Origin of the sequence: Desulfallas sp. Bu1-1 (assembly GCF_015594625.1) — a bacterium.
GTDB lineage: Bacteria > Bacillota > Desulfotomaculia > Desulfotomaculales > Desulfallaceae > JADNRQ01.
In genome coordinates, this window is sequence record NZ_JADNRQ010000006.1 from 161,948 (window position 1) to 176,048 (window position 14,101).

Below are 14,101 nucleotides of genomic sequence, written 5' to 3' on the forward strand. Positions count from 1 at the left end.
TATGACTGAGGATCAACGAAGGGAGCTAATTCGTCTGCTGGAGCAAGGCGAGGATCTCTCGCCGGAATGGGCGCGTATTCTTTTCCCGCCGGAAAAGCGCGAGTATGAACTCGTGTATCACGGCAAGGAGCGCGAGGAAGATATCTTGGCGGACACGCTGGCCGTTCCGCTGCAGCCGGTGCGTACATTCGGCAAGAACGGCGAAGACTGGCACAACATGCTCATCTTCGGCGACAACCTTCAGGTGATGAAAAGCCTGTTGGAGATGAAAAAAGCAGGTCATCTCTGTAATGCAGACGGCACGCCCGGTGTTCGACTGGTTTATATCGACCCACCATTTGCGACGAAGCAAGAATTTCAAGGTAACCAGCATCAGAAAGCATATCAAGATAAGATTGCTGGTGCCAACTTCCTTGAATTTTTGCGTCGCAGATTGGTGCTACTCGAAAAACTACTCGCTGATAATGGTAGTATCGTTATACATCTGGATACTCGCAAAAGTCATTACATCAAGGTGCTCATGGATGAGGTTTTTGGCGAGCAAAACTTCAAGGTAGAGATAATCTGGTATTACAGGAAATACCAGATGCGTGGTATGCGTGGTTTTGCTAATAATAGCGAGCGTCTTCTCTGGTATACAAAATCCGCTTCAGCCGATTATGTGTATAATCCGCAGATCACACCCCTGGATACTCCGAAATATCTTAAGCGCAAGCGGTGGGATAAGGAACTTAAGCGTATTGTTAACGTCCGTGACGAAGATGGTAACCTAATTTATGACGAATATAATGATGAAAAGGTTGACGATGTATGGGATATTCCGTTCATGGGTGCTACATCTCCGGAAAGGACCGGTTACCCAACGCAAAAGCCGGAAGCCCTTCTCCAACGAGTCCTCTCTGCTCTTTCTAATTCTGGAGATCTGGTTTTAGACGCCTTTGTCGGTTCCGGTACCACCTGCGCCGTGGCAGAGAAACTTGGCCGTCGCTGGATTGGCATCGATTGCGGCAAGCTCGCTATCTACACGATTCAAAAACGGATGCTCAATTTACGGAAGGAGATCGGCAATAAAGGTCCGTTGCTCAAGCCCAAGCCATTCACGCTTTATAACGCTGGTCTCTATGATTTTTCTAAGCTGCGGGATCTGCCATGGGAGTCGTGGCGATTCTTCGCCCTGCAACTATTCCAGTGCCGCGATGAGCCGCACAAGATCGGCGGAATCCAATTAGACGGTTATCTCAAGGGTGCCAGCGTGCTTGTGTTCAACCACCAGAAGCAGCCTGGCGTGCGGATTGACGAGGAGACGATCCAGAGCCTGCACGAGGCGCTTGGCTCACGCGTGGGTAGCCGTCTGTATATCATCGCGCCCGCGCTGACTTTTGATTTCCAACAGGACTACATCGACATCGAAGGCGTTCGTTATTACGCACTCCGCATCCCTTATTCAATCATCCACGAACTGCACCAGCGCGAGTTTACCGCGCTCAAGCAACCATCCGACGAGATGGCGGTAAACGACACGGTGGAGGCTGTGGGCTTCGATTTCATCCGCCGGCCGGAGCTTGAATACGAGTGCGGCGTGGGCAAGCGGAAAGGGGGGGCGTTAGAGGAGGCCTTCATCCGCATCAAGATCTTCAAGAGTGAGGCTGCAGTGCGAGAACCGTTACGGAAGAAAGGCAATCTCGAGACGCTTTCCATGGTAATGTTGGACTACGATTACGACGACGAGGTGTTCGACCTGGATGTGGTCTTCTTCGCCGATGCTATAGAGAAAGCGGGTTGGGAGGTTCGGTTCCCCCTGGAGCCGCTCGGCAAACAGGTGATGGCCGTATTCATCGACATATACGGCAACGAAGCCCGCGAGGTGATCCCAAGCGAACGGTTCAGAAAGGGCGCAGGATCTGGCGGGGATAGGCCCCAGGCGCCGCTGGGAAACGAAGGCGAGGTAACTGGATATGGGTGCAAAAGGTGACCGGCGTAGATTCCGCAACGAAGACCTGGTGCTCAAGGTCACGACGGATATTGATCCTACGGTTTGGGACGAATCCAAGTACGAGCCGTTTCTTGACGAGCTTTGCGGAATACGGGAATACCAGAAGGACGCAATCCGCATAACACTGCGTTACCTCTTGGGGCGCAAGTATGCCAACCTTCGGGAGTTGGCAAAAGAAAACTTTAAAGCGAATCCGGAACTGAAGGAACGATACGGCTCGTGGGCCGGGATGGAGAGGCATCTACAATTGCCCGACCAGCTTTCATGCTCAATTGACCAGGCTACTGGTACAGGCAAGAGCTATGTGCTTTATGGCCTGGCGGCGATTCTGTTGGCAGAGGGCGCTGTGGACCGCGTTCTTGTGCTTTGCCCGTCGAACACGATTGAAGCGGGGCTTCTAGCCAAGTTTCGAGAATTGGCGGCAGACAGCAATCTCCGGGATGCGCTACCGCCCAATGCGATGGTAAACACACCGAGAATCATAACCGCATCGGAGACGATCGTCAAGGGTTCCATCTGCGTAGAGAACTACCACGCTATTTTAAAGAACGTGAAGTCGTCAATTCGGGACAGCCTTAAGGGCAAAGGCGCACGAGTGGCCGTTCTGAACGACGAAGCGCACCACATTGCTAATGAGTCCAGCTCTGCGACTAAGAAGTGGAAAGAGTTTTTGCTAGACCCAGAGTATGGCTTCCGGATCATCGTCGGCGTATCAGGCACGTGTTATGTCGGCGATGAGTATTTCTCTGATGTGATAAGCCGCTACTCACTCCGCCAAGCCATCGAACAGCGGTTTGTTAAGAAGGTGGAGTACGTTGCGGAGATGCCTGAGACGAGCAACCCGGAGGAGAAGTGGCAGCTCATCTACAACCGCCACCAGGATTTCAAGAAAAAGCTCAAGAAGCGAGGCATCAGGCCTTTGACCATCGTCGTCACCAAGGGTATCGCAGACTGCAAGCGAGTCGCGGAGGAACTACAGGACTTCCTTGTTGAGTGGGAGAAGCTTACTGTAGAACAGGCGCGGGACAAGGTGCTGGCGGTCACATCCGCAAAGGAACATCAGCCTAATTTGGCGAAATTAAGGACCGTGGACAGCCCGGCCAGCAAGGTCGAGTGGATCGTATCGGTGTCAATGCTCAGTGAAGGCTGGGACGTTAAGAATGTGTTTCAAATCGTTCCGCATGAGGAACGGGCGTTTAACAGCAAGTTGCTCATCGCACAGGTGCTCGGCCGCGGCCTGCGGCGGCCCGACGGTTGGCAGGGGGAAGACCCAGTGGTGACGGTGTTTAATCACGACGCTTGGTCAGCCCGGATCAAGCACTTGGTGAGCGAGATTTTGGAAATCGAGCGGCGGCTTACCTCGACTGTCAATCCTGCGTCGCCATATAACTTTGAGCTATACAACCTCAATTACGATCGGGTGGAAGATACGAGCGAGTACGCGAAAAAGGGCGAGTATCGTCTTCTGGAGCAGGGTTACGTAGACTTGCCGACACAGGTTGAGGCGGAGGATGTGACGGTGGAGTTTGAACGAGCCGTCACGGGTGAACACACGAAGTTTAAGACACAGATTCTGCACAAGACATGGAGTGTGGAAGAAGTCGCAGAGCAGATGTTCAACCGGCTGAAATCAATCGACGAGGAATCAAAAGAGGCAGAGGATCCTGAGGAGCGCACGAATTACGCAAAGAGGTTCCCGCTTGAGAAATGCGAACAGATCGTCCTCGAGTCACTTAAGCGAGCGAAGATCACGAGCGGGCGCGTCACGGACGATAATCGGCAGAAGCTCCTGCAGGCGCTGGGCACGCTGCGGCGTAAGGCGGCTAAAAGGGTGATTTACAAGCTGTCCGCCATGGCGCTGGTTACATTGAACACAATCCAGCGGCAGGCGGAGAGCTGTAGTGCGGCGGAACTGCGGCGTGGGGCAAAGACGGTATTCTACGGTCCCGGATGTGAAGCCACTCTGCAGGACGAGCAGAAGGAGTTCTTCAGGGAAGTGGAGGACCCGGATGGGGAATTCGCGGGAGCCCGAATTCCCATTAGTAATTCCAGCGATTTTAGGACACCGGTTTCTTTGGCTATTGCTGATGGTGGGCCTGAGCGAAGGTTCATCCGGGAACTGTGCAATCGGGACAACGCAAAGGAGCTTGATGCGTGGCTTAAGAACACACCGGTCGGGTTCTACTCGATTGAATACGCCTGGAAGAAAGGGGAGCACCCGAAGCGTGGGGAGTTCAGCCCCGATTTCTTTATAAAGCAAAATGACTATATCTTCGTGGTTGAAATCAAGGATGACGAGGAGATTAAAGACCCGTCGCCGGAGAATGTGAAAAAGCACGAGTATGCACTTGTACATTTCGAGCGATTGAATTCATGGCTGGAAAATGAGAAAATCCCTGCTCGCTATCAGTTCAATATGCTGACGCCAAAGGATTACGGGAAATTCTTTACCAAGTTGAGGAACCGTGAACTCGTTGGATTCCGGTCGGAATTAGACGTTGCGCTAACGAAATTTGCAAAAGACGTGGGCTGACGTCTGGCGAGAACTGCCCTGGGGCATCTTAATAAGTGGCCATGCCAAACCTGTAAGAGCCAAACCGGCGACGATGCCAAGCCCAACAATAACAGTACCTTAAGGTTAAGCAGCCCCGGAAGTGGGTTATCCGGGTGGTAAAAGACTATGACTATGCTTTATCGTTTGCCCGTATAGGTCGAACTTGACGCTCAGGGTCAGCCGAAAAGGTTCAGGTGGCTCGGGCGGTAGCACCGAGTTTTTAATTGTGCTGGCGTACGAGGAACTTGATGCGCTCGTAATCTTTGATGTACCGGTCTACGGCCTCCTGGCTGTGGTTGATCTGCCTTGCAATATCCGGCGGGGCGACTTTCTTTTCGTACAGCTCAAGGATAATCCGTTTGTGGGTAATTCCGGGTCCTATGTCCAGCTTGTTCCCTTTGATTGGCAGCACCACTTGGTGCTCTTCCTGGTATTCTTTAATCCGCTTGGACACGGATGTGGGTGTCCTGTTTACCATCAGGGCCAGTTCTTCAATGGTTAGAAGGCCCCCTGCTCGTAGGCGGAGTTGATCAGCCGGACGATCTTTGCTTTGTCCCGCTCTGTGGACGGCAGGTTCTCCATCATCCGGAGGTCTTCTTCATCTATAAGCGGGAGCGAAATGCGGGTGTTTTTGTAGTCTTCGACTCGCTGGCCCAATTTTGGCTTCTTGTTGTCACTGGAGGTGGTGACCCAGGTAAGGCTACCATAGGCTTCTTCACTGGCTCGCGGGTAGAATTCGTCTCTTAACTGGCAGATATCGTCGGCAATGAGCTCAATGACTTTGTGGCTGCCGATAAGCTTGTATTTCCGTTCGAGCATTTCAATGAGGGCGCTTCGAAATGTGCGCTTTCTTATGGCATATTCTTTATTAGCAGCAATTTTCATGAAACCGCCAGGCCCCCTTTTTGTTCTTGACCTGCTACGTCACGGCTTGCTTTGGTGATCAGGTCTTGTAATCTTTCGGCATGTTCCGGGGTATTGTAGCGCAGGTAAAGTCCTGCGTATTCCCTGACCAGGCGCACTGATATACCGGCGATATGGGCTGTTTCTGTCAAGCTCAAACCTTTTTGGATGCACAGGACTACTCGGGCAAAGTCCATAATATACCGTTTAATGGAGGTCGCCCCGTGCCGGGTTGTCCGGGCGATCTCGGAATAGGTCTTGTATTCGAGATAGAGGCTGACAATCCACGCTTTGTGGGATATGCTCGGGCCTATGTCGTGATAAAGACCGCGGGTCTGCACTCGAATGCCGCGTTCTTGCAGCTGCCTGATGGTGCGCCTGACGGTCCGGACATCCACCTGGAGTATGTCGGCAATGTCTTCTTGTGTGAGTACGCCGCCCTGCTCAAGGGCTTCTTCCGTCATCCGGCAGATCTGCACTTCGCGCAGGCCGGGGGCACCATGCTTACGAAAGACTTCCTGATCTTCGGCGCCGGCGTCAACGGTTAGCTTTACGGTTACTTTGGGCAGTTCACGCAGCCGGGGCCCGTGCTTTGCTTTTATGGAAACAACCTGCCGGATTACCCGGCCGGTTTCACACATCCGGTCGGGGTCATAGCGGTGCAGTTCGTAGATCTCTTTGACTGTATTGATGGCAGCTTCGGCTGTCTTGGGAGAAAACTCGAAATGATTAACAAATATTTCAAACAACTGGCTGTCTCATTTACAATCGTATGTTCTCAGGACCTACGAAGTGAAAATGGGCGGGTTTTTGCTAGGTAATTAATTAAATTGATTAAATCCTCTGAATATTTAACTGCTTTAATTTCCGACAGATTGTTGACTGATCCACTCCTAATGCATTTGCTATCTCTTTTAGTGTTTTATACCTAGACATGGCCATATTGATTAATTGACTTTCAACTTTGTCAGTTGCTTCTTTGAGGGTCATAAGTCGGTGGACAGATACATCTTTTTCTAATTGTTGTCTGGCGATACTTAAGTAATCTTTTATCAATATTTTGGGGGTAATTGTTTCTTTTGGTTCCATTGTTACAATTAGTCGTTCAATGAGATTTTCCATTTCCCGCACGTTACCCGGCCAATCGTAGGATAAGAACAGTTTTATAACTTCGGGTGAACATCTTCTTTTGGTATTATATTTTTTTTCATATTTTTTCTTGAAATGCAGTAATAAGGGCATAATATCTTCTCTGCGTTCCCGTAAGGGTGGAATAGTAATGGGAACAACATTTAGCCGGTAAAAAAGATCTTCACGAAATTTCCCTTCCTGCACCATATTGTACAGGTTTTTGTTTGTGGCAGCGATTATTCTGGTATTGATTTTTTTTGTTTTTGAACCTCCGACACGTATTATTTCTTTTTCCTGTAGTACCCGCAGTAATTTGACCTGTAGATGTAGCTGCATATCTCCTATCTCATCAAGAAACAAAGTCCCATTATCTGCTTCCTCAAATTTTCCTGGTTTTCCACCGGTTTTTGCGCCAGTAAAAGCTCCATGCTCATAGCCAAAAAGTTCTGATTCTAAAAGATTCTCTGGAATAGCACCACAATTTATTTTGATCATGTGGCCGGGTCTTTTGCTGAACTTATGAATGGTGTTAGCAATTAGTTCTTTTCCAGTGCCCGATTCACCCATTAATAAGACCGTGCAATCATATGCTGCTACCTGCATGACTTTTTTTGTTAAGTCCTTCATAAACTGAGAATTACCTACAAAAATTTCGTTTTTAGGCCTATATTGTTGGATCGTGGTTGCATTCAATGCTATCCCTCCTCCATAAGAAGTTAGTTATTATAATTTTACTATATTAAAAAAGCACTTCCCCCGTCAAGTCCATTTTTCCTGTAAAAATGGTCCCACTTTGGTGGGCAGAGGGTGGCCCAGGTTCATGAGACTCGGCTGATTCTTTCAGCAGGCGAGCCCATAGGCATTGGGACTGATCTTCCGGCCATAGAGCATTACTGGATGGCCCTGACCACCCGGCTCACGGTGCTCTTGGACATCACCCTTTCGTCAAAGGCCTCCGCAGAGGCGTCGGCCACGTCTTGCTGGCTCAATCCCCGTATGTACTGCGGCGGATCAGAGCCATTGTTTCTTCTATGCCTGATGCCAGACTGTAAAAGCAGAAACTATTGGTTTTATGGCACTGCTAATCTTCTGCTATGTATTTGCACATGAGTTGGCCGGTATCCAAACTCTCAAAATCTTCCTCCGGTGTCAGTTCGACCAGAAGACTACGGCAAGTTCATCATCTCACCAAGGCAGCCTGGCGTGCCAAATAGTATCGGCAAAAGATCTCAACAGATCTAAACTATGGCCGCAATTCCCGTGCCAATACAAAACCGGTTATAGCACGGCTCTGAATCTCAAACATATAACACAGCCAGGCAAGAGGATTGCCACTGGCTAGATGGCGCTACACAGTTACTTAACGGTGTTAAGGCGCAATTATTTTTGCATTTTTGCAATAAAAGTTGCACGAGTTCAATAAATCTTTTGAATATTATAGTTCTTGGGGAGTGCCAGCCCTGTTGATAGACTTGGCATAGTCCTTGCAAGAAATAAATCTGCGGGAATTAAGTATCAGCCGTACCGTTGCCCTGGAGTTTGCTTTTTAAAGAAGCAAAGAATTATTTGGGTATTGATGAGGCCTAATGCAAGAAGTGACCGAAACGGCTTTGAATGAAGGGAGGGAACATGCATCAAGCTGTTCAGGCAGTTTTATCCTGACTGAAATAAAGGAGTATGCTTGGGACCCCAAGGTCTAAAAGGGACTGAATTCTGTAAGATAAACCTTGAAGAACCGGAAGGGCTTACATAATTCATAATGGAGGAGAAGAAATGGATTTTAATTTACCTGAAGATATTATGCAACTAAAAAAAATGGCGGCCAACTTTACACGCAGGGAACTCATTCCGAAAGAAGAGGAACTGAGGAAAACCGGACAACTTAATCAAAGTACATTGCAGAAAATGAAGGAACTCGGTTTTTACGGGCTGACCATTCCGGAAGAGTATTCCGGGATGGGAATCGGCGCTCTCGGGTACTGCGTAGTGATGGAGGAGTTAGCCAAGGGGCCGAAGGCATACTTACACGAAGTCAGCCTTAGCAACGGTATCGGCTCCAGGGCTATCTTAATTGGGGGTAGCGAGGAACAAAAGAAAAAATACCTGCCCGGTATAGCGAAAGGTGAAATTCTGGTAGCCTTTGCATTAACAGAGCCTAATGCGGGATCCGACGCCTCCGCAATACAAACTACAGCCAGGCAGGAGGGTGACTACTGGGTACTGAATGGAACCAAACATTTTATTTCAAATGGCGCGGTGGCAGACATAGTAACTGTTATGGCGTTAACTGACAGGGAGAAAAGAAGCCGGGGAGGGATTACGGCTTTCATAGTAGAAAAGGGAACCCCCGGCTTTTCAGTCCAGCAGCTTCAGGAAACTATGGCAGGGCCTCCGGTGATTCAAGCTGAACTGGTATTCGAAGACTGCAGAGTTCCCTCATCCAATATAATCGGCCAGGTCGGTCATGGTTTTGACATCACCATGGAAACACTGACCGAGGGAAGACTGCAGTACGGTGCAATGGCTTTGGGGATGGCCCAGAGGTTGCTGGACATGTCGGTGGATTATGCCAAGCAGAGGGTGCAGTTCGGAAAACCCATCGCCACCAAGCAAGCCATACAGTTTATGTTGGCGGATATGGCCACGGAGATTTATGCCGCCCGGCAGATTCTTTATAATGCCGCGGCGAGGCACGACAATGGGGAAAAACTGGTCAAGGAGTCGGCCATGGTTAAACTGTATAACACCGAAATGGTCTGCCGGGTGGCTGACCGGGCAGTGCAGATATTCGGCGGTATGGGTTATATGTCAGAGCTGCCCATAGAGCGCATGTATAGGGAAGCTCGCGTTATGAGGATTGTTGAAGGAACTTCGGAAATTCAAAGGATAGTCATAGCCAGGGAATTGCTTAGAGACTAAAGTTCTTTAGAACACAGTAGAGGTGTATATTATGGGATTATATTTTGAAGATTTTAAGGTGGGGCAGAAGTTTACCAGTCCCGGAAGAACTATTACCGAGAGTGACGTAATGCAGTTTGCCGGGTTGTCCATGGACTTTAATCCGCTGCATACCGATTATGAGTTTGCTAAAGGAACAATATTCGGCAGACCTATAGCTCATGGTTTGCTGGGCCTGTGCATAGCCTCAGGATTGACATACAGGATGGGAATTTTTAATGAATCGGCTATCGCCAATCTTGGCATAAAAGAATGGAATATGAAGGCGCCTATTTTTTTCGGTGACACTGTTCATGTCGAAGTGACTATTAAGGAAAAGCGGAAAACCTCCAATCCAAGCCGGGGAATTCTGGTCAGGGAAACCAAGTTGATCAAACAGGATGGAACGGTGGTACAGGAGGGATTGATAATTTTAATGGTTAAATGCAGAGAATAATGACTTGATTATAATAATTATGGCTCTTACTTGGCGTGAGAATAGGGCAATGTTGGGGAATAATCCGAGCGCTCGGTGAGGTTCTGATGAAGATAGCAGGGATAGACCGGAAGGTTACCTGCTATTTTTACCTGCTATCTTTACCTGCTATCTTTGCGGAGAATAATAGCAAGACACTTATGTTTATATTTTTATCATCGAGAGAGGAACCCTTGGCTTGATCGTCAATCCTTACCCCTTATGCATCAGTGGTGTGTATGCAGATCCGGGAGTCCAAACCGGAGATTTTCCTCGTGGGAGCTACCAACTTGGGTCGCGACCTGGCCCCTAAAGTTGGCAGAAGGCTGGGGACGGGGCTGACTGCGGACTGCACCGGCCTGGACATAGACGATGAGGGTATGCTTTTGCAAACCCGTCCTGCTTTTGGAGGTAATATAATAGCCACTATTGTTACACCGAACCACAGGCCACAGATGGCGACAGTGCGCCCGCGAGTTATGGTAAGCCTCCCTAGGAACGAAGGGAGAAGAGGAGAAGTAGTCAAGATACCATATAAATTGGATACCATGGATTTGAGGGTCAAGGTTCTTGATATTGTCAAAGAGATTAAAAGGGGAGTAAACCTGGAAGAAGCCGATGTCATTGTCGCCGGGGGTAGGGGTTTGGGCTCGGCTGAAGGCTTTAAGGTTCTTGAGAGATTGGCTGGTGTGCTTGGTGGAGAGATCGGAGCTTCAAGGGATGCAGTGGACGCCGGCTGGATTTCACACGCCCACCAGATCGGCCAGACGGGTAAAACAGTGCGTCCGAAACTATACATTGCATGCGGCATTTCCGGGACTGTACAGCATACTGCCGGTATGAAAGAGTCGGATATGATCGTGGCTATCAACACTGATCCAGCGGCTCCAATATTTGAAATTGCTGACTACGGCATTGTGGCTGACCTGTATCAGGCAGTCCCGGCCCTGATATCAGCAATTGAGAGCTATAAAAACGGTAATCTGTAACGGACCGCAAGCAAGAAAAGGGCACAGATAAAGATCCAGAAAATAATAAATATTAGGGAGGCTAATGCAATGAACAAAAGGTTATTAGACAAAGCTGCTGTGGTAACGGGCGCCGGTCGCGGGATAGGCAGGGAAATAGCAATAGCCCTGGCCGCAGAAGGCGCCGGTGTGGTAGTAGTTGATCCGGGAACGGCCAGGGATGGCAGTGGGACAGACCTGGCTCCGGCGGAGCAGGTAGTGGCCGAAATTAAAGCCGGAGGTGGCCGGGCCGTTGCGAATTATAATTCGGTGACCGATTTCAAAGCCGCTGAAGAAATAATCAGAAACTGCGAAGACAGCTTCGGCCGGGTGGATATTGTTGTAAACTGCGCTGGTGTGCTAAGGGAGCGGATGATCTGGAACATGACTGAGGAAGATTGGGATACGGTTATCGACGTACATCTGAAAGGAACATTTAACATTTGCCGTCACGCCTGTGTAAGAATGAGGGGCCAGCGTTATGGAAGAATCATCAACCTTACCTCAGACGCCTGGAGAGGGACGGTCGGACAGAGCAATTACGGTGCTGCCAAAGGGGGTATAGTCAGCTTGACAAGTGCGATTGCCAGGGAGATGGGCCGTTATGGGGTAACGGCTAACTGCCTCGCTCCCATTGCAGCCACCAGAATGACCATGACTGAGGAAGTCAAGGCAGGAATGAAGAAAAGACTGGAAAGCGGCATGATTACCAAGGAATTTTATGATTCTTTTATGGCCATGCCCGGCCCGGAATACGTTTCCCCCATGGCTGTTTATCTGGCCAGTGATGCAGCCGCCAACATCAACGGCCAGGTTTTCCATATTGAAAAAGGCAGGGTAAGTATATACTCCCAGCCTGTAGAAACGCTAGCGATCTATAAAACTACGGAAAACGGCATGTTCAGGGTGGAAGAATTGGAGGATAATGTACCGAAAATGCTGCTTGCCGGATACATAAACCCGGCTCCGCCCGAACCACCCAAAGAAAAGAGCCGGTAAGTGTCCTGAAACTGTAATGTGGTGAATGAGTTTAATGTTTATAATTTAGTAAGTTGATGAGCATCTTTTTTACTGTCTGAGTGTGTCCGGAAAATTTCTTAGTGAAGACACGACTGACAATTTGAAGATAACGTTTTTTGTGGTAGGTGGTGCAATCGATAAAATAAATGTGCGAAATCCTTGAAGGGACGTACCCGTCTTAAATAATTGAAGGTGTTTACAGCAGGAGGAAAGGTTATGGGCAGCGCTTTTTTAGATGCGTTTAACTTGGTTGCTCCAAAAGTTGCCAAGTTGTTTGTCGATGATAGCCTGGTTTTTTATTCATCCGATTTAACTAAAACTACCATGACAAGTTATCAAAACCTTAGTATTCCATTAGGCGAAGTTGGATCGGAGCTCAAAGAGGGCGGTGCAACATACAAGGCAATCCGTGAGAAAAGGCCTGTTCAGGTTGAAATACCCGCCTCCGTGTGGGGGGTTGCGCTGAAATCAACCTGTTTTCCGGTTTTTGACGATGATGATCCGGAAAAAGTGGTAGGGACGTACGGGGTGGCTATAGCCCGTGACAAAGCTGTTGCAGTCAGGGAAGCTGTGGCCGGCTTCAAGCTTGGTCTCGCTGAAGTATCCCAGGCTACAGTGCAGACTGCCAGTGACGCTGAGAAGATTAACACCAAAAACTCGGAACTGCAGGCGGAGATACTTGAAATAAGATGTTTGTCAGGCGAAATCAATAAGGTGCTTGACGCTATAACTCACATTTCTTCACAAACCAAAATACTGGGATTGAACGCGGCCATTGAAGCCGCCCGTGCAGGTGAGAGTGGTCGTGGTTTCAGTGTTGTGGCTTCGGAAATCAGGAAACTGTCTGACCGCTCAAATCAGACTGCAGATTTAATTCGTGAGCTCACTAAAAAGATTGAAAACAAGATCTCCCAGGCTATACAAAAAGCTATGGTAATCCTTGATGCCAGTCAAAATCAGGCAGCAGCCACACAGGAAATTTCTGCGCGCCTGGAGGAATTGTTAAGTTATACCGAAAATCTGGATGGATTAGCAGCCAGGTTATAATGCCAAAGCCTGTTATGTTATTGTTTTTTTTACAAGTAAAATTGCAGCATTTCAATTTTTTTTTGCTTGAACTATTTGTCCTATTGGAGTGGCGGCCCTGTTGACAGGTTTGGCATATTCCTTGCTAAAAACAGTGTAAATAGGGCGCCAAAGTTGTTGAAGGTAATGGCAGTAGGCGAAAGGTTAAGATTTAAAAATCTATATCAAGGAGAGTGGGAATATGATACTGGGACTGGAAGGTAAAACAGTAGTTGTGACCGGCGGGGGATCAAATATCGGCCGGGCAGTTGCGCTGGGGTTTGCTGCTGAAAAAAGCAAAGTGATTATTTTTGATATCGATGAGGCCCAAGGCAAGAAGGTGATCGAAGCGGCTCTAAAAGAAGGGGCTTCTGCCGCTGAATTTTTTAGAGTAGATGTGACAGACTTCGATATGGTTTCCTCAGCCATAGATACAGTAAAAAGCAAATACTTAACCATAGACTGCTTGATCAATGTGGTGGGTTGGGACAGCTTAAACCTCTTCATCAATACAAAGCCGGATTTTTGGGAGCGGGTTATTAAGCTGAATTATATTAGTGTTTTAAACACTACCAAAGCTGTTTTGCCGGTCATGACCAGTCAGAAACAGGGCGTTATTATTAATTTCGCTTCAGACGCCGGGCGCGTCGGAGAGCGTTTTGAAGCGGTCTATTCCGGAGCCAAGGGCGCTGTTATAGCATTTTCCAAGTCGGTGGCAAAAGAGATGGGACGCAACAATATCCGCGTCAACGTAGTCTGCCCGGGTACCACTGTTCCTATGGATCCTGAAGCCATCGGGGAAAACAGCATGTGGAAAGCAGGCCCAATGACTGAAGAGCAACTGGAAAAGGCAAAAAAATTGTATCCGCTGGGGCGCTTGGCAACGCCTGAGGATGTGGCGGGGGCGACGGTGTTTTTGGCCTCCGAAAGAGCCGGCTTTATAACTGGGCAGACGTTAAGCGTAAGCGGTGGTTACACCATGGTGTAAGTTAATTGTTTCAAATATAACTGAGCAA

The 14,101-nt window shown here is 48.7% G+C and carries 10 protein-coding genes and 1 pseudogene; 8 read left to right on the plus strand and 3 right to left on the minus strand.

All coding sequences use genetic code 11. The features are described 5' to 3' along the window. Position 1: 1 nt before the first annotated feature. On the plus strand, positions 2 to 1,972 hold the full coding sequence (locus IT084_RS08385) for a site-specific DNA-methyltransferase (protein WP_207744485.1): 1,971 nt from the start codon (positions 2 to 4) through the stop codon (positions 1,970 to 1,972). Then, positions 1,956 to 4,526 (plus strand): DEAD/DEAH box helicase, encoded by a 2,571-nt coding sequence (locus tag IT084_RS08390; RefSeq protein ID WP_195712405.1) that lies wholly within the window; start codon positions 1,956 to 1,958, stop codon positions 4,524 to 4,526. The genes IT084_RS08385 and IT084_RS08390 overlap by 17 nt, the downstream gene beginning before the upstream one ends. Before the next feature lie 241 nt (positions 4,527 to 4,767). Here the strand turns inward: IT084_RS08390 and IT084_RS19000 are convergent. The 3 genes and pseudogenes from IT084_RS19000 to IT084_RS08410 form a co-directional block, all read right to left on the minus strand. After that, positions 4,768 to 5,432: pseudogene (locus tag IT084_RS19000) on the minus strand (DUF1670 domain-containing protein). Next, the gene (locus IT084_RS08405; RefSeq protein WP_195712408.1) at positions 5,429 to 6,199 is read right to left on the minus strand and encodes a DUF1670 domain-containing protein; all 771 of its coding nucleotides are present in this window, start codon (positions 6,197 to 6,199) and stop codon (positions 5,429 to 5,431) included. Before IT084_RS08405 ends, IT084_RS19000 begins: the two are co-directional and overlap by 4 nt. Before the next feature lie 85 nt (positions 6,200 to 6,284). After that, positions 6,285 to 7,274: a sigma-54-dependent Fis family transcriptional regulator gene (locus tag IT084_RS08410; RefSeq protein ID WP_195712409.1), complete on the minus strand. Its 990-nt coding sequence runs from the start codon at positions 7,272 to 7,274 to the stop codon at positions 6,285 to 6,287. A gap of 1,080 nt (positions 7,275 to 8,354) precedes the next feature. On the opposite strand from IT084_RS08410, the gene IT084_RS08415 reads away from it, so the two are divergent. The 6 genes from IT084_RS08415 (at position 8,355) to IT084_RS08440 (ending at position 14,073) form a co-directional block, all read left to right on the plus strand. Continuing rightward, a complete protein-coding gene (locus IT084_RS08415) occupies positions 8,355 to 9,500 on the plus strand; it encodes an acyl-CoA dehydrogenase family protein (protein ID WP_195712410.1) in 1,146 nt (381 codons plus the stop codon). 31 nt (positions 9,501 to 9,531) lie between these two features. Then, positions 9,532 to 9,975: a MaoC/PaaZ C-terminal domain-containing protein gene (locus IT084_RS08420; protein ID WP_195712411.1), complete on the plus strand. Its 444-nt coding sequence runs from the start codon at positions 9,532 to 9,534 to the stop codon at positions 9,973 to 9,975. A gap of 248 nt (positions 9,976 to 10,223) precedes the next feature. Next, complete coding sequence (locus tag IT084_RS18835; protein ID WP_313885452.1) at positions 10,224 to 10,982, plus strand: electron transfer flavoprotein subunit alpha/FixB family protein; 759 nt, start codon at positions 10,224 to 10,226, stop codon at positions 10,980 to 10,982. A gap of 69 nt (positions 10,983 to 11,051) precedes the next feature. Next, positions 11,052 to 11,999, plus strand: coding sequence for an SDR family NAD(P)-dependent oxidoreductase (locus tag IT084_RS08430; protein WP_195712413.1), 948 nt, complete (start codon positions 11,052 to 11,054; stop codon positions 11,997 to 11,999). 237 nt (positions 12,000 to 12,236) lie between these two features. Beyond that, on the plus strand, positions 12,237 to 13,067 hold the full coding sequence (locus IT084_RS08435; protein WP_195712414.1) for a methyl-accepting chemotaxis protein: 831 nt from the start codon (positions 12,237 to 12,239) through the stop codon (positions 13,065 to 13,067). A gap of 220 nt (positions 13,068 to 13,287) precedes the next feature. Beyond that, a complete protein-coding gene (locus tag IT084_RS08440; RefSeq protein WP_195712415.1) occupies positions 13,288 to 14,073 on the plus strand; it encodes an SDR family NAD(P)-dependent oxidoreductase in 786 nt (261 codons plus the stop codon). Positions 14,074 to 14,101 lie beyond the last annotated feature (28 nt).

What these genes read in the sequence shown, in the direction of transcription:
- IT084_RS08430 (WP_195712413.1), top strand. Translation starts at nt 11,052, where the DNA reads ATGAACAAAAGGTTATTAGACAAAGCTGCTGTGGTAACGGGCGCCGGT.
- IT084_RS08435 (WP_195712414.1), top strand. Translation starts at nt 12,237, where the DNA reads ATGGGCAGCGCTTTTTTAGATGCGTTTAACTTGGTTGCTCCAAAAGTT.
- IT084_RS08440 (WP_195712415.1), top strand. Translation starts at nt 13,288, where the DNA reads ATGATACTGGGACTGGAAGGTAAAACAGTAGTTGTGACCGGCGGGGGA.
- IT084_RS08415 (WP_195712410.1), top strand. Translation starts at nt 8,355, where the DNA reads ATGGATTTTAATTTACCTGAAGATATTATGCAACTAAAAAAAATGGCG.
- IT084_RS08420 (WP_195712411.1), top strand. Translation starts at nt 9,532, where the DNA reads ATGGGATTATATTTTGAAGATTTTAAGGTGGGGCAGAAGTTTACCAGT.
- IT084_RS08385 (WP_207744485.1), top strand. Translation starts at nt 2, where the DNA reads ATGACTGAGGATCAACGAAGGGAGCTAATTCGTCTGCTGGAGCAAGGC.
- IT084_RS08390 (WP_195712405.1), top strand. Translation starts at nt 1,956, where the DNA reads ATGGGTGCAAAAGGTGACCGGCGTAGATTCCGCAACGAAGACCTGGTG.